This is a genomic window from Kribbella sp. NPDC000426, assembly GCF_040300265.1.
Taxonomy (GTDB): Bacteria; Actinomycetota; Actinomycetes; order Propionibacteriales; family Kribbellaceae; genus Kribbella.
On sequence record NZ_JBEPDK010000007.1, the window covers coordinates 573,119 to 596,879 of the forward strand.

General features: G+C 67.5%; 18 protein-coding genes and 1 pseudogene. 7 read left to right on the forward strand and 12 right to left on the reverse strand.

What is annotated here, in order from left to right; all coding sequences use genetic code 11:
* Positions 1 to 242 precede the first annotated feature (242 nt).
* The gene (gene trhA, locus ABT313_RS34410) at positions 243 to 938 is read left to right on the forward strand and encodes a PAQR family membrane homeostasis protein TrhA (RefSeq protein WP_350862408.1); all 696 of its coding nucleotides are present in this window, start codon (positions 243 to 245) and stop codon (positions 936 to 938) included.
* On the opposite strand, the gene ABT313_RS34415 is transcribed toward trhA, so the two are convergent.
* Entirely contained in the window at positions 935 to 1,177 is a 243-nt protein-coding gene (locus tag ABT313_RS34415; RefSeq protein ID WP_350862410.1) for a hypothetical protein, read from the reverse strand. The genes trhA and ABT313_RS34415 overlap by 4 nt on opposite strands.
* A 112-nt stretch (positions 1,178 to 1,289) precedes the next feature.
* The gene (locus tag ABT313_RS34420) at positions 1,290 to 2,066 is read right to left on the reverse strand and encodes an LLM class F420-dependent oxidoreductase (RefSeq protein ID WP_350862412.1); all 777 of its coding nucleotides are present in this window, start codon (positions 2,064 to 2,066) and stop codon (positions 1,290 to 1,292) included.
* Between the two features lie 23 nt (positions 2,067 to 2,089).
* Here ABT313_RS34420 and rph point away from each other — a divergent pair, with 23 nt between their 5' ends.
* A complete protein-coding gene (gene rph, locus ABT313_RS34425) occupies positions 2,090 to 4,708 on the forward strand; it encodes a rifamycin-inactivating phosphotransferase (protein WP_350862414.1) in 2,619 nt (872 codons plus the stop codon).
* On the opposite strand, the gene ABT313_RS34430 is transcribed toward rph, so the two are convergent.
* Positions 4,681 to 5,154, reverse strand: coding sequence for a MarR family winged helix-turn-helix transcriptional regulator (locus ABT313_RS34430; RefSeq protein ID WP_350862416.1), 474 nt, complete (start codon positions 5,152 to 5,154; stop codon positions 4,681 to 4,683). The two genes, rph and ABT313_RS34430, sit on opposite strands and share 28 nt — an antisense overlap.
* Positions 5,155 to 5,207: 53 nt before the next feature.
* On the opposite strand from ABT313_RS34430, the gene ABT313_RS34435 reads away from it, so the two are divergent.
* Both ABT313_RS34435 and ABT313_RS34440 read left to right on the forward strand, forming a co-directional pair.
* Positions 5,208 to 6,359: a phosphotransferase gene (locus ABT313_RS34435; RefSeq protein WP_350862418.1), complete on the forward strand. Its 1,152-nt coding sequence runs from the start codon at positions 5,208 to 5,210 to the stop codon at positions 6,357 to 6,359.
* Between the two features lie 57 nt (positions 6,360 to 6,416).
* Positions 6,417 to 6,935 (forward strand): hypothetical protein, encoded by a 519-nt coding sequence (locus tag ABT313_RS34440; protein WP_350862420.1) that lies wholly within the window; start codon positions 6,417 to 6,419, stop codon positions 6,933 to 6,935.
* Here the strand turns inward: ABT313_RS34440 and ABT313_RS34445 are convergent.
* From ABT313_RS34445 to ABT313_RS34455, 3 genes are all read right to left on the reverse strand, one after another.
* The gene (locus ABT313_RS34445) at positions 6,932 to 8,341 is read right to left on the reverse strand and encodes a M20/M25/M40 family metallo-hydrolase (protein WP_350862422.1); all 1,410 of its coding nucleotides are present in this window, start codon (positions 8,339 to 8,341) and stop codon (positions 6,932 to 6,934) included. The two genes, ABT313_RS34440 and ABT313_RS34445, sit on opposite strands and share 4 nt — an antisense overlap.
* A 71-nt stretch (positions 8,342 to 8,412) precedes the next feature.
* Positions 8,413 to 10,494: a M4 family metallopeptidase gene (locus tag ABT313_RS34450; RefSeq protein ID WP_350862424.1), complete on the reverse strand. Its 2,082-nt coding sequence runs from the start codon at positions 10,492 to 10,494 to the stop codon at positions 8,413 to 8,415.
* A gap of 226 nt (positions 10,495 to 10,720) precedes the next feature.
* Positions 10,721 to 12,673, reverse strand: coding sequence for a thioredoxin domain-containing protein (locus ABT313_RS34455; RefSeq protein ID WP_350862427.1), 1,953 nt, complete (start codon positions 12,671 to 12,673; stop codon positions 10,721 to 10,723).
* A 49-nt stretch (positions 12,674 to 12,722) separates the two neighbouring features.
* On the opposite strand from ABT313_RS34455, the gene ABT313_RS34460 reads away from it, so the two are divergent.
* Positions 12,723 to 13,259 (forward strand): nitroreductase family protein, encoded by a 537-nt coding sequence (locus ABT313_RS34460; RefSeq protein ID WP_350862429.1) that lies wholly within the window; start codon positions 12,723 to 12,725, stop codon positions 13,257 to 13,259.
* A 2-nt stretch (positions 13,260 to 13,261) separates the two neighbouring features.
* Here ABT313_RS34460 and ABT313_RS34465 read toward each other — a convergent pair whose 3' ends face one another.
* The 5 genes from ABT313_RS34465 to mca form a co-directional block, all read right to left on the reverse strand.
* Positions 13,262 to 16,789: a caspase, EACC1-associated type gene (locus ABT313_RS34465; RefSeq protein WP_350862431.1), complete on the reverse strand. Its 3,528-nt coding sequence runs from the start codon at positions 16,787 to 16,789 to the stop codon at positions 13,262 to 13,264.
* Positions 16,789 to 17,166, reverse strand: a complete 378-nt coding sequence (locus ABT313_RS34470) for a hypothetical protein (protein ID WP_350862433.1) — start codon at positions 17,164 to 17,166, stop codon at positions 16,789 to 16,791. The genes ABT313_RS34465 and ABT313_RS34470 overlap by 1 nt, the downstream gene beginning before the upstream one ends.
* Positions 17,167 to 17,258: 92 nt before the next feature.
* The gene (locus ABT313_RS34475; RefSeq protein ID WP_350862435.1) at positions 17,259 to 18,293 is read right to left on the reverse strand and encodes a CopD family protein; all 1,035 of its coding nucleotides are present in this window, start codon (positions 18,291 to 18,293) and stop codon (positions 17,259 to 17,261) included.
* A gap of 114 nt (positions 18,294 to 18,407) precedes the next feature.
* Complete coding sequence (locus ABT313_RS34480; protein WP_350862437.1) at positions 18,408 to 18,728, reverse strand: hypothetical protein; 321 nt, start codon at positions 18,726 to 18,728, stop codon at positions 18,408 to 18,410.
* Between the two features lie 31 nt (positions 18,729 to 18,759).
* Positions 18,760 to 19,623, reverse strand: a complete 864-nt coding sequence (mca, locus tag ABT313_RS34485; protein WP_350862439.1) for a mycothiol conjugate amidase Mca — start codon at positions 19,621 to 19,623, stop codon at positions 18,760 to 18,762.
* Positions 19,624 to 19,681: 58 nt separating this feature from the next.
* On the opposite strand from mca, the gene ABT313_RS34490 reads away from it, so the two are divergent.
* Positions 19,682 to 20,110, forward strand: coding sequence for a DUF4307 domain-containing protein (locus tag ABT313_RS34490; RefSeq protein ID WP_350862441.1), 429 nt, complete (start codon positions 19,682 to 19,684; stop codon positions 20,108 to 20,110).
* A 219-nt stretch (positions 20,111 to 20,329) separates the two neighbouring features.
* Positions 20,330 to 20,842 (forward strand): transcription elongation factor GreA, encoded by a 513-nt coding sequence (greA, locus tag ABT313_RS34495; RefSeq protein ID WP_134108254.1) that lies wholly within the window; start codon positions 20,330 to 20,332, stop codon positions 20,840 to 20,842.
* 1,309 nt (positions 20,843 to 22,151) lie between these two features.
* Here greA and ABT313_RS34500 read toward each other — a convergent pair.
* A pseudogene (locus ABT313_RS34500) lies at positions 22,152 to 23,761 on the reverse strand (hypothetical protein); the annotation flags it as partial.

A 23,761-nucleotide genomic window follows, 5' to 3' on the forward strand; every position in this document is an offset into this window, starting at 1 on the left:
AAAGACTCTCGGTCACGAGGCTAGCCCACATCGAGGCGTGGGTGAGAGCCCTCGGAGTGCCTCACAGAAAGCTGCCGGGCAGGCCGAACTTTCCTGCCGGTTCGTGCGTCGTAACCGCGGGTGGTGGTGCGCCGACCGGGTGACGTCGCCTACATTTCATCCTTCTGACCCATGCAACCTACGGTTCCGTAGGTTACGGTTGCGTAGGTATAAACCGCCCGGCACCCCTCGAAAGGACGGCGATGACCGCTACCAGCGCCCAGCCCCAGGAACTCGGTCACCGGCTCTCCGGCCGGCTCGGACCCCTCAAACCGAAGCTCCGCGGATGGCTGCACGCCGGCACGTTTCCCTTCGCCACCGCCGCCGGCATCGTCCTGATCTGCCTGGCCCCGCACGCCGACGCCCGGCTGGCCGCCGCGGTCTATACCGCCGGCGCGATGCTGCTGTTCGGCATTTCCGCGCTGTACCACCGCTTCTACTGGGGCCCGACCGGCGAGGCGATCCTGCGCCGGCTCGACCACAGCAACATCTTCCTGCTGATCGCCGGCACCTACACCCCGCTCGGCATGGTCCTGCTGCACGGCAAGGACCGGCTGCTGATGCTCGGTCTGGTCTGGGGCGGCGCCACCGCCGGCATCCTGTTCCGCATCTTCTGGCTCAGCGCACCGCGCTGGATCTACACGCCGATCTACCTCGCGCTCGGCTGGGTCGCCATCTTCTGGATGGGCGACATCTACCACGCCGGCGGCGCGGCGGTCGTCACGCTGATCGCGGTCGGCGGCGGGCTGTACTCGATCGGCGCCGTCGTCTACGGCACCAAGCGCCCGAACCCGTCACCGCGCTGGTTCGGCTTCCACGAGATCTTCCACGCGTTCACCGTGGCCGCCTTCATCTGCCACTACATCGCCGTCAGCATCGCGACGTACCACGCCGGCTAGCGCCGGTGGCTGAGCGCCGCCAGCAGCACAACCAGCGCGACCCCCGCGCCGGCGTGAAACGCACCGCGGGGCGGTGCTTTCAGTACGTCGTGATCGCCGTCGCTACTCAACAGCGACCAGCGGGAGCGTGCCGAGAGCGCTGACCCGACGGACAGCACCGAGCCCGCGGAGAACGCGGACAGCGTCGACCCCACCGACGCGACCGACAGCGCGGACCCGACCGATCCGATGCTGAGCACCGACCCCACGGATCCGATCGACAGGATCGACCCCCGACTGGCGATCGAAAGAAACGAATCCTCTGACCGCAACGACAGTCCGCCCATATGAGGCATTCTGCCACCGCGCACGTCAGCCGTTCTGCTCGTCGCGCCAGGTGATCCAGCGACGAACGGTGTCGAGGTCGTAATCAGGTCCGCTGGTGCTGAGGGTGAAGAGGCTGACGCCGAGCTCGCGTAGTGCCGGGCCGTTCTCCCACGGGTCGCCGCCGACGTGGACGGAGACCTCGATCGACTCGGGGTCACGGCCGATCTCGGCGCAGTAGCGTTCGAGCAGGCCGATCTTGCGCACCAGGTCGTCGCCCTCGGCGAAGGTGTTCCAGATGTCGGCGTGGCGGGCGACGATCCGGAGCATCTTCTGCTCACCGCCGCCGGCGATGAGAATCGGCATCGGACCCAGCGGCGGCGGGTTCAAAGCGGCGAGCCGCTTCTCGATCCGCGGCAAGGCAGCGTCGAGCTCCGCTACCCGGCGACCTGCCGACGGGAATTCGTAGCCGTACTCGAGGAATTCACGCTCCTTGAACCCGGCGCCGATCCCGAGCACGACCCGGCCGCCGCTGATGTGGTCGACGGTCCTGGCCATGTCCGCGAGCAGATCGGGATTGCGGTACGAGTTGCAGCTGACGAGAACGCCGAGACCGATGCGGGACGTCTGCTCGGCCCACGCGGCCAGAATCGTCCAGCCTTCGAAGTGCGTCCCGTCGGCCGACTTCCCCAGCGGGAAGAAGTGGTCCCAGGTGAAGAGCAGGTCCGCCCCAAGCTCCTCGACCGCTGCCGCGGCACGCCGGATGTCGGCGTACGCCGCTGCCTTTTGCGGGGCGACCTGAGCGCCGATACGGATAGGTTTCATGAGCGATTCTCCTATCACAGGAGATGCCGCCGGACACCAGAAAGGGCAACGTTGTGGACAACCGGTACGTCGTGGACTTCGAGGAGATCAACGAGTTCCAGGTCGGTGCTGTCGGCGGGAAGGGTGCGAATCTGGGTGTGTTGTCGGGGATCGACGGGGTGCGGGTGCCGCCGGGGTTCTGCGTGACGACGTGCGCGTTCCGGCGGATCATGGCGGCGGCGCCGTCGATCGACGACCAGTTGGATCGACTCTCGCGGCTGGCCCCGGACGATCGTGAAGGTGTCGCCGCCGTCAGCGCGGAGATCCGTCGGTCGCTCGAAGCGGTTGCCATGCCCGAGGATCTCGCCGCGCCGATCGTTGATGCGGTGGAGCGGCTCGGGGACGACGTCGCGTATGCCGTACGGTCCAGCGCGACGGCGGAGGACCTGCCGACAGCCTCGTTCGCGGGTCAGCAGGACACCTATCTCAACGTCGTCGGCGCGGAGGCGATCCTTCAGCACGTCAGCCGATGCTGGGCGTCGTTGTTCACCGAGCGGGCCGTGACCTACCGGATGCGGAACGGTTTCGACCATCGGAAGGTCCAGCTCGCCGTGGTCGTGCAGCAGATGGTCCTGGCCGAGACGGCCGGCATCCTGTTCACGGCCGATCCCGTCACCGGCAACCGGAAGGTCGCTGCCGTGGACGCCGGCTTCGGGCTCGGCGAGGCCTTGGTCTCCGGCCTGGTGAACCCGGACGTCTTCAAGGTCCGTGACGGTCAGATCATCGCCAAGTCGATCGCCGCCAAACAGCTCGCCATCCGCGCCCTACCGAACGGCGGCACACAAACCCTGGCGCTCGATCCGGAGCAGCAGGAAGTGCCCGCGCTCACCGATGCTCAGGTACTGCGGCTGGTGGAGCTCGGCCGGCGGATCGAAGCCCACTTCGGCCGTCCACAGGACATCGAGTGGTGTCTGGTCGACGACGACTTCCAGATCGTCCAGAGCCGCCCGATCACCACCCTCTTCCCCGTTCCCGACAGCGGTGACCAGGACAACCACGTCTACCTGTCGGTCGGACACCAACAGATGATGACCGACGCGATGAAGCCCCTGGGCATCTCGATCTGGCAGCTGACGGCGATGGCACCGATGAAGGTTGCCGGCGGACGCCTCTTCGTCGACGCCACCGCGCGTCTGGCCTCACCGTCAGCCCGCGCCGCCTTCCTCGACCTGATAGGCCGCGGCGATCCGCTGATCAGGGACGCGCTGCAGACCCTGCTCGACCGCGGCGACTTCATCCCCACCCGCCCGGACGAGAAACGGAGTACGCCGCCCGCCACACCCGCGCCGATCGAGACCGACCCCGCCATCGTCACGGGCCTCATCGAACGCAGTCAGACGTCCCTGGCCAAGCTGCGTGAAGACCTCGCAGACCTGACCGGTCCCGCGCTGTTCGACGCCCTCCTCAAGGCTTTTCAGGAGCACAAGCAGGTCCTCACCGACCCGTTGAGTGTCCGGGCGATCATGGCCGGGATGGAAGCCACCTGGTGGCTCAACGACCACTTGCAGGAATGGCTGGGCGAGAAGAACGCCGCTGACACGCTCACCTTGTCCGCGCCCAACAACATCACCTCGGAGATGGGGCTGGCGCTGCTCGACGTCGCCGACGTGATCCGCCCGTACCCGGAGCTGGTCGAGTTCCTGCAGGGCGTCGAGGACGAGGGCTATCTCGCCGAGTTGCCGAAGTACCCGGGCGGGGCCGAGGCGCGCGACGCCATCGAGGCGTACCTGGTCCGCTACGGCATGCGCTGCTCGGGAGAGATCGACATCACGAGGCCGCGGTGGAGCGAGCGGCCGACGACTCTCGTGCCGTTGATTCTCGACAACGTGAAGCTCTTCGAGCCCGGCGCCGCCCGGCGACGCTTCGAGGAAGGGCTGCGCAAAGCGCACCAGAAGGAGGCAGAGCTGCTCGAACGCCTCCGGGCCCTGCCGGACGGTGACCAGAAGGCCGACGAGACCCGGCGGATGATCGAGCGGGTCCGCGTCTTCATCGGATACCGCGAGTACCCGAAGTACAACATCATCAGCCGGTACGTCGTCTACAAGCAGGCCCTGCTGCGAGAGGCCGACCGCCTCGTACGCGCGAACGTCCTGCCCGAGCAGGAGGACGCGTTCTACCTGACGTTCGAGGAGCTCGCGCGCACCAACAAGCTCGACCCCCACCTCCTCCAAGCACGCAAGGACTCATTCCAGACCTACCAACTACTCACCCCACCTCGCGTCCTCACGTCGGACGGCGAGGCTGTCGCCGGCGAGTACCGGCGCGACGACCTGCCGGACGGCGCACTGGTCGGGCTGCCGGTCTCTGCCGGGACCGTCGAAGGCAGGGCCCGCGTCATCCTCGACATCTCGAAGGCCAACCTCGAGGCCGGCGACATCCTGGTCACGTCCCACACCGACCCCAGCTGGTCACCGCTGTTCGTCGCGATCACCGGACTGGTGACCGAGGTCGGCGGCCTGATGACTCACGGCGCGGTGATCGCCCGCGAGTACGGCCTACCCGCCGTCGTCGGCGTACCGGACGCCACCCGCCTGATCGAAGACGGCCAACGCATCCGCGTCCACGGCACCGACGGCTACGTCGAACTCCTCGACCCACTCTGAAACCCCAGTTCGCGGAGGGTCTCGCGGAGGGCCTCGTAGCGCTCGGGGCCCAGGCGGGCCGACCAGATCTCTTCGACGCGTTCGATGGCCGCCTGGCTGTAGGCGGCCGCTTCATCGCCCTTCGGCGTACGGCGAACCAGGCGGACCCGGCGGTCGGCGCGGAGCCGGTCGGACTCGACGTACCCGAGGCGTTGGAGGTAATCGACGTGCTGGCCGAGGCCCTGTTTGGTCATGACCGCGACCTCGGCCAGGTCGGTGATGCGGGCGCCGTCGGGCGGGATCATCTCGAGGAGGCGGTAGTGGGAGACCCGCAGGCCGGGGTAGCGATCCTCCGACGTGGCCAGGATCTCCTCCCGGATCCGCTTCAACGCGGCTCCGAGCAGGCCGGCGATGTGTCCGGACCAAGGCCCCTGCAGCCGGCCCGGAACGTCGTTGACGGAAGTCATAAAGCCACTTTACTATACCGTTGGTAAGGTGGCTTTACTTCCTTGGGGGGAACATGATCACCGCACTCGAACCGCTAGGGCGCGATGCCCTGCCGGACGACGAATTCACCGCCCTGGTCCGGACGATCACCGGCGATCCGCAGGCCGTGCCCGCCGACGTCCGGGTCGAGCCGGTCGACTACCCGATCGGCACGCCGAGCACCGAGTCACTCAACCGGGTCTTCGGCACGGCCGACGGGGTCAAGTGGTCCTGCTTCGTGAAGAAGTTCCAGTCGGTCCGGCACTGGCCGATGTTGCACATGCTGCCGGAGGAGTTCCGCGAGTCGTTCATCCACAACGTGCCCTGGCAGCTGGAGATCGCCGTCCACCGCAGCGATATCGCCCGGCTTCTCCCGGACGGCATGCGGCTCCCGGCGACGTACCGGATCGACGTGTACGACGACGACCGCGCCACGCTGTGGATGGAGAACATCACCCAGGAGCCCGGTCCGTGGCCGATCGACCGGTTCGAGCGTGCGGCGTACCTGCTGGGACGCCTGTCCGCGCGTCGCCAGCCGCACCTGGTCGAGCCGTTTCTCCCCCGCGAGCATGTCACGACTCCGGGCATCGGACTGCGCTTCTACGCGGAGGGTCGAGTCAGCCGTGGCACGCTGCCCGCCCTGGCGGACCCGCAGACCTGGAAGCACCCGTTGCTGGGCGCTGCGGTCTGCAACCTCGGCGAACACGGACTGCGGGACGATCTGCTCGAGCTGGGCGAGCGCATCCCCGCGGTTCTCGATGCACTCGAGGCATTGCCGCAGTGCTACCAGCACGGAGACGCGAGCCCGCAGAACCTGCTGGTGCCAGAGGGCAAGCCGGAGGAGTTCGTGGTGATCGACTGGGGCTTCGACTGCCCGCAGGCCGTCGGGTTCGACCTGGGGCAGCTGCTGATCGGGCTGGCGCACGCCGGCGAGCTGGCACCGGAGGCGTTGCCCGCGGTGCACAGGGTCATCCTCAAATCGTTCCTGGACGGACTCGAAGCCGAGGGGATGCAGGTGTCCGAGGACGAGGTGCTGTACGGGTACCTGGGCTCGCTCCTGGTACGCGCGGCATTCACCGCACTGCCTCTGGAGGTGCTCGGTCAGGCCGACGCGCCGAAGGAGCTGTTCGAACAGCGGGTCCAGCTGACCCGCGCAATGGTCGACCTGGTCTCGCCGGTGGTCTGAATATTTCAGTCCCATCACAGCTGCAACGAACGCACGGTCAACGTGTATCCATAGTGCGTGACGAACCTGAGCCGATACACAGCAATCGCCGCCCTGGCAGGACTCGTCGTGCTGAGCGGATGCGGCAACGAGTCCGGCGCCGGCGGCGCACCCACGACCCCGACGCCGTCCGCACCGACACTGCCGACCGCGAGCGTGACGCAGTCGACGCCGGTCGGCGCCGGTCTGCCGCTGACGGTCAGCCGCAAAGGCGGCTTCGCGGGTTTCGACGACCAGGTGCTGATCAGCCCTGACGGCGTCGCGACCGTGAGCGCGCGCGGCAAGGAAACGATCCGGTGCAAGCTGGATCCGAGCCTGCTGGCGAGCATCAGCGCCGCCGCTCAGCAGGTCGACTGGGCCAGTCTGGTCGCGACCAAGCCGACGACCAAGCACCCCGACGACATGATCCTCGCGGTCACGGCGAACGGGAAGACCGCCCGGATCGAGGACCCGAAGGTCAAGCCGCTGGCGGCCCCGGTGAACAAGCTGCTCACCGAAGCCGCCATCCCACCAGGCAAGCTCTGCACGAAGATCTAGCTCGCGGTCACCGCGACATCGTCGATCACGAAGCTCGTCTGCAAGGACGAATCCTCCTGGCCGACGAACTTCACCGTGACCGTCTTTCCCTGGTACGGCGAGAGATCGAGCGTCTTCTGCACGTACGACGTGCTCTTGTTCACGTTCGAGTACGTCGCGAGCGTGGTCGTCGTGGAGCCGTTGACGACCTGCACCTTGAGCGTGTCGTACACCGTGGAGGACGTGGTCTCCGAGGTGTCGATCCTGACCCAGAAGGACAACGCGGCCGCCGACGCCGGCAGCGTCACCGGTTGCCCGATGTTCTCGGTGCTGCTGCGGCCGTTCCCCTGCAGCCATGCCTTCCAGGTCCCGGTGCGGGCCGGTCGACCGGTGTTGCTGGTGATCACGCCGGTCGTCCCCGTCCAGTTCGCCGTACCGGACTCGAAGCCCGGGTTCTGCAGGAGGTTGTCACCCGACGGCGGCGGACCGCCGGTGTAGTCCTTCTGTGCGTAGGTCCAGATCATGTAGCCGATGGCATCGATCTGGCGGTCCAGCGAGGTCAGGTCCAGGTTGCTGATGGTGTCGCAGGACCGGTGGTAGCACGGGTCGAACGCCTGCCCCGCGGTACCTCCCCACTTCGACGCCTGGGCCGAGGACTTGATGTCCTCGGCGCCGGAGAACGTCCCGGCCGTTGGAATCCCCAACGAACGGAACGCCGCATGATCGGAGCGGCCCTGGACGTCGATGAACTCGGTCTGCACGCCCTTGCCGGTGAAGTACGAGACCAGGTCGTCACGGGCGCCGTCGCCGGCCGGGTTGTCGTCGTACACGAAGTACCCCGGGTTCGGCGACGCGATCATGTCGAAGTTCAGGTACAGCTCGATCTTGTCCCGCTCGGCCGCGGGCAGGTTGTTCACGTAGTACTTCGATCCGAGCAGCCCGAGCTCCTCGGATCCCCAGAACCCGAAACGCAAGCGGTTCTTGGGGGTTTGGCCGCTGGCAGCGTAAGCGAGGGCGGTTTCGAGTACGCCGGCGCTGCCTGAGCCGTTGTCGTTGATCCCCGGACCGGCGCTGACGCTGTCCAGGTGCGAGCCCGTCATCACGACGTGGTTCGCGTCGCCGTGCGGCCACTCCGCGATCACGTTGTACGACGTACCCGCCGAGGTGCTGAACGACTGCAAGGTGGTGGTGTAGCCGGCCGCGTCGAGCTTGGCCTTCACGTAGTCGGCCGACGCCTTGTACCCCGGCCGGCCCGTGTACCGGTTGCCGCCGTTGCTGGTGGCAATCGACTGCAGCTGGTCGAGATGGGCCTTGGTGTTGGTGACCGAAATGTCCGGTGACTCCGCCGCGGTAGCGACGTTGCCGTGGGCAATCAGCGCGCCGGCCGCCAGTGCGGTGCCGAGCGCGGCGACGAGGAGCTTCTTCATGGACCGATCTCCTTCGGCCAAAGGGATCCGGGGCGCGGACCCGGGCGGTGGGCCCGCACCCCGGACGTCGGTCAGCTCGCGGTCAGCGAGGTGTCGTCGATGACGAAGCTGGTCTGCGCGGAGGAGTCCTCCTGGCCGACGAACTTCACCGTGACGGTCTTGCCCTTGTACGCCGAGAGGTTCAGCGTCTTCTGCACGTACGACGTGTTCTTGTTCAGGTTCGAGTACGTCGCCAGCGTGGTCGTGGTCGATCCGTCGACGACCTGGACCTTGGCGGTGTCGTACACCGTCGAGGTGGTGGTCTCGGCGGTGTCGATCCGGATCCAGAACGACAGGCTCGCGGTCGTCGCCGATGCCGGGATCGCGACCGACTGGCCTACGTTCTCGGTGGTGGCGCGGCCGTTGCCCTGCAGCCACAGCTTCCAGCTACCGGTACGCGCCGGGCGGCCGGTGTTGTTGGTGACCGGGCCGGAGGTGCCGGTCCAGTTCACCGCGCCGGACTCGAAGCCCGGGTTCTGCAGCAGGTTGTCGCCGGTGGGCGGCGGCGTGGTGCCACCACCGCAGGCAGCCGAGCCGGCCGGGACCGCGATCCCGCCGAACGCGGCCTCGATGCCCTTGCACTCCGCGGAGTCCGCGCCGTACAGCTCCTTGGCGGACGTGATCGCGCCTTCACGGGCGTCCTTGTAGGTGCTGCCCGAGCTGAGCTTGGTGCTCAGCGTGCGGTACCAGACCTTCGAGGCGACGTCGCGGCCGACACCGGCGAACGTCGTGCCGTTGCACGCGGTGCTGTTGTAGGTCACGCCGTTGATGGTCTTGCTGCCGGTGCCCTCGGAGGCCAGGTAGAACCAGTGGTTCAGCGGGCCGGACGAGTAGTGCGGGTCGAGGCCGCCGGTGCTGGTCGACCAGCAGTCCACGCTGGCGCCGTCCTTCGACGGCTTGTCCATGTAGCGCAGCGGCGTACCGTCGCCGTTGATGTTGATCTTCTCGCCGATCAGGTAGTCACCCGGGTCGCTCGAGTTGTTCGCGTACCACTCGACCATCGTGCCGAAGATGTCGCTGGTGGCCTCGTTCAGGCCGCCCGCGTCACCGGAGTAGTTCAGGTTGGCGGTCGCCTCGGTGACACCGTGACTCATCTCGTGGCCGGCCACGTCGATCGCGGTCAGCGGGTGGGTGTTGCCCTGACCGTCGCCGTACGTCATCTGGGTGCCGTCCCAGAACGCGTTCACGTACGAGCTGCCGTAGTGCACGCGCGAGCGGGCGCCCTGGCCGTTGTTGAAGATGCCGTTACGGCCGTGGACGTTCTTGTAGTAGTCCCAGGTCAGCTGGGCGCCGTAGTGCGCGTCCACACCGGCGGTCTGACGGTTCGACGCGGCGCCGGTCCCCCAGGTGTCGTCGGCGTCGGTGAACGTGGTGCCGTTGCCGGACGTCGAGCCGTTCAGGTCGGTGGTGTAGTTGCCACCGCGGCTGGAGTCGGTCATGGAGAAGTTGCCGGACGAGCCCGACGTACCGATGGTGACCGTGCCGGCGTACATCGAGTTGCCGGTGCCGGTCTTGACCTCGTCGTCCTGGTCGAGAACGGCGCCGGTCTTGGCGTCGATGAACGAGTGCAGCACCGACGGGGTCTGGTCGGGCTTCACACCGGTGGTGACGACCTCGTAAGCGAGCACGGGCTTGGTCGGCGTCACGAAGACAACCAACTGGCCCTTGTTGCCGGAGGCCTTGAACTTCGCTGCCTGCGCGCCCTTGGCGAGCGCGGCCGACTGCGACAAGGTCGGCTTGGTGGAGACCTCGACGGCCTTCGCGCCGCGGTTGTAGGTGACCTGACCGATCGATTCGCCCTTGCGCTTGACGATCAGGTCACCGCCGACGACCTTCAGGCCGTTGAACGTGCGGTCGTAGCGGACATACTCGGTGCCGTCGGCATCTTTCACGACGTCGCGAACCTTGAGCTGCTCACCACTGCCGAGACCGAGAGCTGCGGCCGTCTGCGCGGTCAGCGCCTGTTCGGCCTGGACGGCAGCGGGCTGGTTGAAGCCGGATGCCGGAAGCGGAACCGCCCGGTCGGCGGCACCCGCGGTCGAAGCGGTGAACGTCGTGGCAAGACCCGCTGCCGCGACGATGGCCACCGCCCCTGCTGATGTCAGTCGTCTCAAGACAACATCTCCTCACGGTGTGGTCGCTGTTTGGGCGCAGCGACCGAATTCAGTTGGGGACGCGCCGGATGCTGACCCAGCAGTGCCACTGCCTCATTTGTGACACTGCGTGTCGAATCATGCGATTTCTGTTACATCCGACTTGAGGACCGACTGTTGCGGTCCGGTCGCCGTGAGTCAAGGGATTTGACCGAAACGAAGGGGAAAACCTGCGTTCGGCGAGCTGTCAGTCCGCAGGGCGCAACTCGCGCCGAAGGTGTTCCGGCAACGTGACAGGCAGACGACAGGTGAATTTCTGACAGACGTACGCCGCGCGCTGGTCGCGACCCTCCATCAGTGGTACGGCGAGACCGGACTCGCCGGCGACGATCGCCGTACCCCAGGGCGCGTCGGTGAACGCGGTCCTGATCAACTCGGGCTGCAGACCGACGATCGCGATCTCAAGGGGGCCGCCGGCAATCGTCTCGGCGACGGCGAGCGCCCGGCCCGCGAACCGCGGCGCCCGCTCGGCAATGGCCGCGGACGCCTTCAGCGCTTCAGCAGCAGCCGTCTCGTACCGGACCGATCCGGTCAGGCTCGCCAGCGTAGTGAACGCCTCCGCGGCCAGGCTCACACCGGACGGCGTGGCGTTGTCCGTCGGATCCTGCGGCCGCCACACCAGCTGCTCCGCGTCTGCCGCGGTGTCAAAATAGGAGCCATCAGCAACAAATTGCTCCAGAACCCTGTCCAGCAAGGACTCCGCGGTCTCGAACCATTCGATCTCTCCGGTCGCCCCAAGCAACGTCAAGCAGGCTTGGGCAAACGCCGCATAGTCCTCGAGTACGCCGTCCGCACTCCCCCGCACACCGTCCCGCGAAGTCCGATACAACCGCCCGTCGAGATGCACGTCCCGGATCAATCCAGCCGCGGCGGCAGCAGCCTCGACGTACTGCGGTTTGCCGAACACCACTCCCGCCCGGGTCAGCGCCGTGATCGCCAGACCGTTCCACGCGGCAACTACCTTGTCGTCCCGTCCCGGGTAGGTTCGGACACTCCGCGCCTCCTTCAACGCTTGCCGAACGCGCTGCCACCGCCCGGCGTCATCGGGATCCCGCCGGAGCTGGAGGACCGACGTACCGTGCTCGAAGGTCCCGGTCACGTCACAAAGCTCGATGACCCAGTCCGCATCCTCCGCGCTCAACACCTCGCGCAGTTGATCCGGCGTCCAGGCGTAGTACTTGCCCTCTTCCCCATCGGTGTCGGCGTCGAGCGCGGACGCGAACCCGCCCTCCGGCGTACGGAGCTCCGCCAACAGGAAGTCCGCGGTCTCCTCGGCGATGCGCTTCGCGAGCGGATCCGCGGACACGGCCCACCACTGCGTGTAGACATCGAGCAGGAGCGCGTTGTCGTACAGCATCTTCTCGAAGTGCGGCACGATCCACTGACCATCCACGGAGTACCGCGCGAACCCGCCGGCCAACTGGTCGTACATCCCACCACGGGCCATCCGCTCGCACGTCGCCGCCACCATCTGCAGCGCGTCCGGTGAGCCGGTGCGCCGGTGGTGGCGAAGCAGGAAGTCGAGCACCATCGACGGCGGGAACTTCGGCGCCTGCCCGAACCCGGCGTCAACCGGATCGAAGTCGGTCTTCAGCAGCTGCACCGCCCGGTCCAGGTCGACCTCTCCCCCGGTCAGCTGCTGCTGCGCGCCGAGCTGCTCCACCACGCGCTTCCCGATCCCGTCGATCTGCTCGCGCCGGTTCGTCCACGCGTCGGTGATTGCCTCGAGCACCTGCCGGAACGAGGCCATACCGCCCCGCGCGTCCTTCGGGAAGTACGTCCCGCAGAAGAACGGCTCGCCTGCCGGCGTCAGGAACGCCGACATCGGCCAGCCGCCCTGGCCGGTCATCGCCACCGTCGCCGCCATGTAGATCGCGTCGACGTCCGGCCGCTCCTCCCGGTCCACCTTCACGCTCACGAAGTGCTCGCTCAGGTACGCCGCCGTCTCCGCGTCCTCGAACGACTCGTGCGCCATCACATGACACCAGTGGCAAGCGGAGTACCCGACCGACAGGAAGATCGGCACGTCCCGCTCGCGCGCCTCCGCGAACGCCCGGTCCGACCATTCCCGCCACTCGACCGGATTCTCCGCGTGCTGCCGCAGGTACGGACTGGTCGATCGCCCGAGCTCGTTCGCCATGCCCCAACCGTACGGAATGGACCGCTCCACGCAGCAGTTGGACTGGTGCATGCCCGTGCACCCGTTGCTCGCCAGCCGCTTCAGCCCGCTGTGGTTCGACCCCGACTGGACCGTCACCGACGACGACGTCGAGCTCCTCCTCGACGCAGCCCGCTGGGCGCCGTCCGCGGGCAACTCCCAGCCCTGGGCGTACTTCGTGGCCCGCCGCGGCGAGCCCGAGCACGATCGCGTCGTCAAACACCTCGCCCGCAGCTCGGCCCGCTGGGCGCCGAGCGCGTCCCTGCTGATCGTGACGATCGCTCACCGGTACGTCGAAGACACCGACTGGGCCTACTCCGACTTCGCCGACTACGACCTCGGCCAATCGGTCGCACACCTGACGCTGCAGGCCCATGCCATGGACCTCGGCTGCCGCCAGTTCCGGGCCTTCAACCTCGAGAGCCTGACCGACGACCTGAAACCAGGCGCCGGCTGGCACATCGTCTCGCTGATCGCCATCGGCCGGGCGGCTGAGGACCGGCCAGCAGACCGCGAGCGACGTACGACGACAGACCTACGGAACGCCCCTTGGTCCGACAGCCAATGAGTTCATCGAACGTCGGCGAGGACATCCGAAACCATCTGTTCCGGGTCATGGAGGCAACGCCAGAGCGGAACGCGGACCAGGTCGTAGCCCCGGCACCGCACGTCGAGCGTCGCAAGAACCTTCCGTAACGCGCGTCCATCAGCGTCCCCGCGAGGATCGTCGACGTGCACCAGCAGCTTTCCTTCGACCAGCAAGTCGTACCGTCGCCCCTGGACCCGCTGGTCCCGGGCGACATCCAGGCCTGCCCGACGGAAGGCTGCGTGCAGCCTGTCCGTCGCATCATCAGCTCCAGCACCGACCTCATCGCCGCTGTCGGGCCGCAGGACCTCTGGGAGTAGCCCACTCTGTCCGGACCACCAGTCCTCGTCGCCGACGACGATCAGACGGGATCTCGCCCGGGTGATCGCGACATTCCAGAGATTGAGCTGATTGACGAGCCAATGCTGGGTCGGCCGACGGACACCGTGGGCGCCTACAGGCGAGATGACCATGATGTCCTTCTCGCCGCCCTGGAATTTGTGAATCGTCCCGCGGACGACCTCGTCCGGCGGAATGCCCGCTCGGTTGAGGGCGCAGTCCAAGGCCATCGATTGGGCGGCCAGCGGCGTGACGACCCCGATGGAGGACCCGGGGTACGCCGTTCTGAGCTCACGTACTTCGTCGACCACTGCCTCGATCTCGGCGCGATTCCACCCCGAACCAGAGCCGCCGTGGCTGAAGGCTCCGGTGACGTGGCGCCAGGTAACCGTGTCCCCGTTCGATTCGGTCGGCGGCGTCAGTACGGTGAGTCGGTGCTGGTACACGCGGCGATTCGGAGCCGCGATGATCTGCGGGTGGCAACGGTAATGCTCATCCAGCAGGAAGACGCGGCCCGCGACGGCCTCGAAAGCCTCGTAAGCGGAGTACCTCGTGAAGGTCAGTTGCCGGCGCTCCAGCCATTCCCGGCTGAGCCCTGATTCGCGCTGCATCTCTACATCGACCGGGGCGGGCAGGGTGACCACCGGGCTGAGCTGGAACGGATCGCCGATGATGAGCACCCGCCGAGCCCGGAACAGCATTGGCAACACTGCCGGAATCGTGCACTGCGCGGCCTCGTCGATGATGACCAGGTCGAAGATCTCCGGCTGCGGCTGCAACCCTCGGGCAGACATGGTGGTCGTCGCCCAGGCCGGCAACGTGCGTAGGAGATTCGTGAACCCCGTCCACGTTCGTGGCGGTGCTTTCGACAGCTCCCTGATCCGCGTCTCGAGGCTGCTATGCCCTGATCGCAGGCGATCCTGCAGCTGAGCCGACAGCAGCCTCAGGCTCGCTTGCGGCCGTTCCTCGGCCGTCAGTCCGCCCAGTCGATGCCAGACGGCGGACACGTCCGGCAGCTCCGCCAGCCGGCGTCGAGCCGACCGCCACTTGAGCTCCACCGTCAGTCGAAGCGCGAACTCCGCGAGGGGTCCCTGCGCCGACCAGCCGCGAGAGCGCAGCCGCCAGCGCCACCACCAGGCGAACAGTCCTCCGGCGGCCGCCCGCTCTGCCAGCCGGACACCCAGCACGAGCTCTTCATCGGACTGCTCGACCGGCTGGTGTCCAGCACGCTCGACCACCAGGTCAGCCAGATCCCGTTCGAGCTGACGTTGCAGATCGAGCGCGGCCCGCAGCTCGCCGATCTCCTCTGCGGCGATCCGCAGCTCGGCAGCTGGAGTCCGCGCGTCGACGTCGGCCGCAGCACCGCGCTGGATCAAGTGACGCAGTACGTCGGACTCGCGAGCGACGACCTGACGATTTCCGGTCCGCATCAGCAAGCCAGGGCCCAGCAAGGCATCGATTCGCTGACAGACCTCATCGACAGCTCGGTTGTTGGTCGAGCCGACCAGCACCGTCTGACCAGCGGCCGTCGCGGTCGCCACTAGCGCCGCAACCAACTGGCTCTTCCCTGTTCCCGGCGGCCCCTGTGCAACGGTGAGCCGCTGAGTCATCGCTGATCTGATGATCTGTTCCTGGGTTTCGTTCAGACGGTCGGGCGCAACGATCGTGATGGGGCCGGCTTGACGCTCGTCTGCGCTGCCCAACTCGGCCAGGGTCCCTGCCGAGGAGCTGAGGCTCTCCTTCGGTTTCGTCGAGAGGTTCTCGAGATCTTCGAGTAACCGGCCCTGCGCACCTTGGCTGAGGTCTGCCGCGCACAGAATCGCCGTGTTCTGCACGCGATTCACTGGCCCGGCCGCGATCTGACCCGACAGCTGCGCGGGATCCATCGAACCCGCGCCTTGCAAACCAAGCACTTCCATCAGACGGCGCACCACCTCGGCGAGCGCATGCCTGTCACCGGCAACGAAAGTCTCGTCAACTTGCCGGGCCAGATCATCGAGCTCCGGGTCTGTCAGTCCGAGTTCCACCCCAACCGGGCGATTCAGCTCAGGCGGACTCGCGAGCACCTGACCTTGTGCGGTGACGATCGCATCACACACGAGCAGCGGAGCGAATCGGTGATCTCTGCTCCCGGCGCCGCTGGGCATCAGCAAGACCGGGTACCCGTACCTGATCTGCTGATCAGATCCCTGCTTGGCAGCGAATGCGGCGAACTCCGGATTGTGCGGCTGCTGGTCAGGTCCGGCGCTGAACACCGCCTCCGGGCCGGGGGCTGAGACGATGTACGTGTCCCGCTGCATCCGTTGTAGGAACGACCCCAGCTCCGCACCACGACGCAGACACCTGCGGTAGTAGTTGACGAGCCGTCGCCATTGATCGATATCGAGATCCGCGTCCGCATCACCGCCCTGCGATTGCGGCTGGTTTCCGGCCCGCGGCCCGGATGACGGTGCCGTTCCGACGAGCTTGATCGGTTCGGTGACTCCCTCGCTCGACTCCACCGGCCCGAAGGTGCGCAAGGCCTGATGCACATGGCGGGCAAGGTCGTTCGTCGTGATCCATGGCTGGCTGTCGGATGTCGAAGCCGCTCCACGTAGACCGTCGAGCACCGCAGCAGTGAAGACGGACGGCAGACCGTCGCCTTGGGCCTTCGCGGCTCGTAGGTGCGTGCTCGCTGTGAGCACGAACGTCCCGTGCTCACGCAGTCCACGGCGGGGCTCCTGACGCACGCCGCCTCGGAAGCGATTGCGCAGCTCGAACGCTCCGGAGAAGCAGCAGTCCAGCAGCAAGACCTTCTGCGTCGCCTTGGTGGTGTTCAGGCAATGGCGCAGTACGCCGTCGGCATCGACCCCCGACGCATGCAACGAGCCCCTGCTGTCCGAGTCCCTGGTCGCGAGGAACAAGGACTCGGCGTCGCTATCGGCCAGCAGGCCGTGCCCCGAGTAGTACAGCAGCGCAAGATCACCGAACCGTCGTTGCTGGTAGAACTGCTCGATCTTGGTGACCATCTGGTCTCTGCCCAGATCGACGAACGCATCGACGCTTTCGAACTGTCCGGCCTGATCCAGCACGGCCTTGAGCTGATCGACATCGTGCCGAACACCGGGCAGGCTCCGCAACGCGGGATCAGCGGGGAACGTTGCCGCGCCGAGCAGCAGCGCGTGCCTGGCCATCAGCGCTTCCGGCGTTTGGCTGCGGCGAGGAAGGCCTCGACCAATTCGTCGACGTGCTCCGCGCTCGGGTTGTCGATCTCGATCTTCGCGTCTCCCACCGCCACCCTGATCCTTCGATCGGGATTGCGGCGGCGGAAGCTCGTCAAGATGCGTATGACGGCCTCGATCTGCAGCGGGTCGACAGCGGTCAACACATTGAGCGTGGCGAGCACCAACTCGCCGGCGCCCTTGTCGTCGTCGGCCGGCTCGTCGACCGGCAGTGAGACCTCCCCGACTGTACGGAGTTCGTTCGCAAGACTCTTGGTCAGACGGTCGAGGACGAAGTCGTCGTCGGACTCCAGCACGTCGAAGCTGATCCGGCTACGCAGCTCGGGCAAATGACACCTCACCTGGTCATTGGTCCAGGCCACATTAAGCCAGCCCGTCACAATGCGTGACCCGAAGCGTGTCGTCCTGACCGCAGCTCTCGTCAGATCGTCTGGGACAGGGCGATTGAGAGGCCCAGGGCGAGCGCCATGATGAAGAGTTCTATGCCGACGATGCGCCAGAACGGCTGGCCGCCGTCGACGAGGTCGCCGTGCGCGCGGCTGCGGTGGAGGGCGGACAGGACGATGAGCAGCAGGAACGCGGCGATCTTGACGATCAGCAGAGCGCCGTACGCGTCACCGGTGAGCGGGTCGAGGATCGAACCCCAGCCGCCGCCCTTCGCGGCCAACCGCCCGGCTGCGCTGATCAGACCGCTGATCAGCACGGCGATCGACGAGATGAACGCGACCTGGTTGTAGCGCTCCAGCACGATCGGCAGCCCGGTCCGGCTCGCCCGCCCGTACCGGACCAGCCCCGCGAGCCCGCCGACCCAGGTAGTCGCCGCGATCACATGGAGCACGAGCGCCGCTCCCGCGAGCACGACGTACGACTCGTTCCGCGGGTACGCCGTGACCGCGGTCGGGATCAACGCCGCGATCGCGACCAATACGCCGAGCCCTGCCGCTGACGACGTCTGCACCCGGCGGATGCCGATCGCCAGCGCGAGCACCAGGATGCCCGTGATCAGCAGCGCCTTCACCTCGGGTACGCCGAGCGCGTCGTCGAGCCGCATCCGCAGCAGACCGACCGGGGTGTCGAGCAGGATCGCCGCGGTGACTACCGCGTTGGCGAACGCGCAGACCGCCCAGATGATCGCCGAGTTGCTCGCGTCCCGGACCGCACGCCGGCCCTGTACGCCGAGCGGACCGCCCTCGATCCGCAGCAGCACGACCGCCGCCAGCAGCGCGCCGGCACAGCCGACCGTTGCCAGCGTCGAGATCAGCTTGAGCAGTGGCAGCAGCCACGAGATCAAGAGGTCCGGACCGCCGATCCCGCCGAGGTCACGCGGCTGGCTGCCGGCCGCGAACAGCGCGACCACGAGAGCCACCGAGGCGATGACGACAGCACCGACCCCGGCCGCGACCAGACGTCCGGGCATGCGATGCCGGGCGGCGCGGGTCGCGCGAGTCGCGCTCACCGAGCGGACCGGGGAGGGGCACCATTCAGCACCCGGCTCACTATAGGGTCACGCGGAGGTGGGCTGCCCAGTCCGACACCATCTCGTGACCAGGGTTACCGCACTGTCATGGCGTCAGTGCTCAGAGTGTTGCTTCGACTCGTCCGGCTCAGTCGGCGTCGGGGTCTGAATCGAAGTCGCCGTCGGCTCCGAAGTCGTAGTGTCCGCAGCGCCATCCTGGGACGGCGAGCTGTCCGGACTCACTGGGCCGTCGGACGGTGCTGGGTCGTCCGCACCATCGTGGGGCACGTCGATCCGCTTCAGCTGCTTGCCCATGTTGCGCCACAGCAGCACCGTGGCGGCACCGAGAGCGAGCACGATCAACAGCGCGACCCAACCGGGTTTCACCGTGTTCGGGTCGATCTCGGCCGTCAGAAGGGAGGTCGTCGCTGTCACGCCACCAGTCTCTCACTGTCATGCCCGCCCGTCAGCGCAGCCCCGCGAACAGGTCATCTTCAGGCAGCTCCGACTCGACCAGACTCCGCGCAAGCTCGTAGTCCTCGGTCGGCCAGGCGACCTGGTGCACCTCGAGCGGAACAGTGAACCAGCCACCGTCCGGGTCGATCTGCGTCGCGTGGGCCAGCAGTGCCTTGTCCCGGGTGGCGAAGTACTCCGCGCACTCGACCCTGGTGGTGATCCGGCGCTCGTTCTCCGGGTCCGGTTTCCAGTCCTTCAGACGCTCGGCGTACGGCGACTCCAGGCCGCGCGCGACCATCGCGTCGTGCAGCGCCTTCATCCGCTCGTAGTGGAACGTGTGGTGGTAGTACAGCTTCAGCGGCTGGAACGGCTCGCCCAGCTCCGGGTACGCGTCCTTGTCGCCGGCCGCCTCGAAGGCCGCCACGGTGATCTGATGGCACATGACGTGATCCGGGTGCGGGTAGCCGCCGTTCTCGTCGTACGTCGTGACGACCTGCGGCCGGAACTCGCGGATCAGCTTCACCAGCGGCGCGGCGGCGTCCTCGACCTTCAGCGCGCCGAAGCAGCCCTCGGGCAGCGGCGGCAGCGGATCACCCTCGGGGAAGCCCGAGTCGACCCAGCCCAGCCACTCCTGCCGGATACCGAGGATCTCGCGCGCCGCGTCCATCTCCTTGCGGCGGATCTCGGTGATGTTCGCCAGTACCTCCGGGCGGTCCATCTTCGGATTCAGGATCGATCCGCGTTCGCCGCCGGTACAGGTGGCGACCATCACCTCGACGCCCTCGGCCACGTACCTGGCCGTCGACGCGGCTCCCTTACTCGACTCGTCATCCGGGTGGGCGTGCACATGCAACAACCGAAGATCTCCACTCACAAGACACAATGGTCCTCCAACCTCCGGCAAAACCCACGACCGACCCCCTGGACAACCTGTGACCGAGCCAGCAGCCGCCACCCAGACTTCCGACCTGAACAGCCGGTACGGCAGGCGCGCGCGGTCCCGGCGACCGCTCGTGATCGCCGGGCTGGGGGTCGTGATCCTGGCCGGGCTGGTGTGGCTGGTGTGGGCTGCCTGGGTGCAGTCGAATCCGCCGGTCACCTCGCAACTGAACGGTTTCCAGATCGTTTCGCCGACCAGCGCGAAGGCCACGATGCAGGTGGACCGGACCAAATCGGTCGAGGCCAGTTGCCGGCTGCAGGCGAAGGCGGCCGACTTCTCGATCGTCGGTGAGGTGACCGTGACGGTGAAGGCGGATTCGCCCCGCCACCAGGTACTTCCGGTCACGCTGACAACGCAACGCTCCGCAACCGCCGTCGTACTCGTCGGCTGTACGACGGCCGACCAGCACCGCCCGCACTGACCCTGCACAGTCCGGGTCAACCTGACGCGGCAACCGATTGCCGCGACTCTCGCCTCCTGGTGGCGAAAACCTTCCGAGCAAGCGCTTTCCGAGCGTTTGGATCGCCCTAGAACCCCTGCGTGATCGGCGGTCTCTTGCTACGCTCGTTTGATTGGTCGCCGTCGACGACGGCGGCCAGCAGTATTTTCCTGCCCATTCCATCGACACAAGGAGCAGCCCGTGACGCAGAAGATCGATGAGGACAGCGTTGTCTGGCTGACGCAGGACGGTTACGACCAGCTGAAGTCGGAGCTCGAGCACCTGAAGGGCCCGGCCCGCGCGGAGATCACGCAGCGGATCAGCGAGGCCAGGGACGAGGGCGACCTCAAGGAGAACGGCGGCTACCACGCCGCGAAGGACGAGCAGGGCAAGATCGAGGCCCGGATCCGGCAGCTCGAGGACATGCTCCGTCGCGCCCGGGTCGGCGAGACCCCGAAGGCCGGCGGCAAGATCGAGCCCGGCATGAAGGTGTCGATCACCTTCGCCGGCGACGACGACGTCGAGACGTTCCTGCTCGGCTCCCGCGAACTGCTCGCCCTGGACGCGTCGGTCGACATCGACGTGTACTCCCCGCAGTCCCCCCTCGGCGCCGCGATCCTCGGCAAGAAGAAGGGCGACAAGGCCACCTACGAGGCCCCCAACGGCAAGCCCGTAACGGTCCAGATCGTCGCCGCGGAACCCTTCACCGGCTGACCCCACCAAAGCTCCCAAGCGCCCCGGTGGACAACCACCGGGGCGCTTGCTTTGACGGGACCACACAGCATGACCGGCTTCACCAACCCAGTTTGGGGTGGTCGCTGGCTTGAGTGGTCGGCGGAAGACGCTCGCCCAGGTCTGCGAAGTCCCGGCCGCCGTCAAGGGCGGTGGGATGGAACCTCTCGATTCTGCCGTCGGTCAGCGGCGCCGGGTCTTCTTCGATGTGATGCTGAGGTCGGCGCGGGGTAAAGGTCGGAGTGGCAGGCCGATCCGTTGTCGGACGCGACTTGTTCGATGGTGGTGATGCCGCAGTCGGTGAAACAGTCCACTGCGTGACGCGGGACGGCGGTCGCGGTGGTGACGGTTTCGTCGTCATGGACTTCGATGTAGGCGACGCGGGGGTGGTCGCCGAGAACGGTACGGACGAGCGCTGGGCCTGGGGTTGCGGTGGGAGTTGCAGGGCCTGCCGGTAGTGGCTGCGCGGTACTTCAGGGCATTGGCGCGGCCGAGGTAGCGCCGGCCGCCGCCGTCGGGACGGTTGCCGAGTGTCATCACGTCGACGTGCAAGATCGCGCCCGCGGATCATCCGCTCACCCGTGATCCGGTCCGCATACGACACGTGGTTCTTTCGGCAACGCGGCCGTACGGAGTGCACGGTCGAGGCGGGGTATGCCGGTCTGGTCAGCGAGCCGCCCTCGCCCAAGCCTGGGCCAAGCCGGAGCGAGCCAGCCCCGGTGCCAGCGGCAGCGGCACCGCGAGCGGGAGCGGGAGCGGCACCGGCACAGGCAGCGGCACCTGGAGCGGCAGCGGCACCAGGAGCCGCACCAACACCGGCAGCGGCAGCGCCAGCAGCAGCGCCAGCAGCAGCAGCGGCAGCAGCAGCGGCAGCAGCAGCGGCAGCAGCAGCGGCAGCAGCAGCGGCAGCAGCAGCGGCAGCAGCAGCGGCTGACGATCCAGCGTGCGGCCGCGTCCGGTTCAGCTGGTCGCGTGGAGGAGATGACCGGCCCGGCATGGCGGCCTCGCCGAGTTCGCGATCGCAGGCAGCCCACCGGCTCGCAGTCGGGAACACCACCTGGAACAGTTCCGCGACCCACGACGGGCCAGCCGTCATCCACCAGACGCGATAGCGATACCGGGGCACGTGGGGTCAAAGCAGCGTTGGCGTGGAAGCGACAACCTTCTGGTGGTCGGAGGGGTCCTAGACAGCTCCACTCCCCAGGGGGAGGTCTTCACGCATCAACCACACTCACCGCGTGTCGTCACACTTTCTCAACCAACGTGGCTGATCAGTACATCTAGCTCTGGATCAGCTATTCGGTCTCCGGTTGGGCAGGCGGTGCGTCCCGGTCGGACCGACCTCGAACATGAACCCGTGCGGCGTCGTCCACTCCAAGGTCTTGTGATCGACGCGCCGGACATCCCACCCGTGGGCATGGGTCTTCACCCGGTGTGCGAACCGGCTGAGCGGCGCCAGGTTCCCGGTGCTGGTCTGCCCGGCTGGGCCGTACGGGTCGTAGGGCTCGATGTGATCCAGATCGATGCCACGGTGGCTTTCCCTGGTCCCGTACGGGAACAACTCCACCGGGTAGGTCAGCCGCACCCGTTCCCGGATCCGCGCGGGGATCTCGTAGGCGTCCACGCTGACGGCGTCGTTCAGGTCGATCACCGGCTTCACTGTGTACGGCCCGTGGCCGACGAGTTCGGTGAGCTGCTCGGCCAGCAACGGACCGATCCCCTCGGCGCGCAGCACACCGGTCCCGGTGGCCAGCGTGAGATCGGTCAGATGCACGAAGACCTCAGTCTGACCAGGGCGCACCTGTCCACCGCTTCGACCCGCGGAGTTCGCGGAGTTCGCGGAGTTCGCGGAGTCGGCGGGATTGGCGTAGGCGTCACGTTTGATCTGGGCAAGACGTGCGTCGAGCGCCCGCTGCGCGGATGCATCCATCGGCACGCCGTCGTCGGGCTCGCTACGCGGACCGGGGATGTACTCCGGCAGTCGATTGTCGAACGGGTCACTGGGCGGATCAGGATCGTACGGTCCGGCGCCGTCCTCCAACGGAGGCTCCCGCAGCTCGACCGGGTTAGCGCTGGGGTCAACGGTCGGGTCAGCCACGTGGGTGTCACCGCCGTTCGGTCCGTCGTACGGCGGGCTGGCCGGGCGTGCCCTCGTGTCGCTGCGTGCCGGGTCTGCCGACGTGGACGGTCTGCGCGGCGCGCCGCTCGAACAATCGCCTGGACTGTCGCACGGCGTTGCCGGGCTTGCCGTACTGCGGCTGCGGGCCGGGTTCGGCCACAGGTAGGGCGTGTCGGTCGAGCGGTTGCACGAGCCGTCACACGGCGGGTTTGCCGGACTCGCCGTACTGCGGCCGCGGGCAGGGTCCGGCGACGAGCGTGGTGCGTCGCTCGTGCGGTCGAGTGGGCCGAATGCGGCGCCGCCTGCGACTTCCGATCGGGTGCTGGTGCCGGCCTGCGAGTTCGCGGCTGCGGGTCCCGTGCCGGTCGACGTCGAGCCCGTCGACCCGGGTCGCGCACCGACGCCGGTTTGTGAGTCTGGTGCTGCGGGGCGGGGGCCGGGGGCGGCTTCGGAGCGCGTCGCCGAACGCTGGACAGGGGTCGGGGCCGGAGTTGAGGTGCCTGCGGGTGCGGCGGCGGTCTCGGCGGACTCGGCAGGTGCGGCGTCGGCAGGTGCGGCGTCGGCAGGTGCGGCGCCGGCAGGTGCGGCGCCGGCGGGCGCGGCGCCGGCAGGTGCGGCGTCGGCGGCGGTGTCTGCGGCGGTGTCGGCGGGCGCGGTGTCGGCGGCGGTGTCGGCGGGGGTGTCTGTGGCGGTGGTCGGGGTTGTGGTGGGGTGGTTGTGGGCTTGGGTGAGGAGTTCTTGGGTGTAGCGGGGGTCGCTGATGATGCCGAGGGCGTCGGCGC

Bases quoted from the DNA above. Each gene is read 5' to 3' on its own strand.
- ABT313_RS34460 (WP_350862429.1), top strand. From the start codon at position 12,723: ATGCCCGTGCACCCGTTGCTCGCCAGCCGCTTCAGCCCGCTGTGGTTC.
- trhA (WP_350862408.1), top strand. From the start codon at position 243: ATGACCGCTACCAGCGCCCAGCCCCAGGAACTCGGTCACCGGCTCTCC.
- ABT313_RS34420 (WP_350862412.1), bottom strand. From the start codon at position 2,066: ATGAAACCTATCCGTATCGGCGCTCAGGTCGCCCCGCAAAAGGCAGCG.
- ABT313_RS34435 (WP_350862418.1), top strand. From the start codon at position 5,208: ATGATCACCGCACTCGAACCGCTAGGGCGCGATGCCCTGCCGGACGAC.
- ABT313_RS34455 (WP_350862427.1), bottom strand. From the start codon at position 12,673: ATGGCGAACGAGCTCGGGCGATCGACCAGTCCGTACCTGCGGCAGCAC.
- ABT313_RS34465 (WP_350862431.1), bottom strand. From the start codon at position 16,789: ATGGCCAGGCACGCGCTGCTGCTCGGCGCGGCAACGTTCCCCGCTGAT.
- rph (WP_350862414.1), top strand. From the start codon at position 2,090: ATGCCGCCGGACACCAGAAAGGGCAACGTTGTGGACAACCGGTACGTC.
- ABT313_RS34445 (WP_350862422.1), bottom strand. From the start codon at position 8,341: ATGAAGAAGCTCCTCGTCGCCGCGCTCGGCACCGCACTGGCGGCCGGC.
- ABT313_RS34430 (WP_350862416.1), bottom strand. From the start codon at position 5,154: ATGACTTCCGTCAACGACGTTCCGGGCCGGCTGCAGGGGCCTTGGTCC.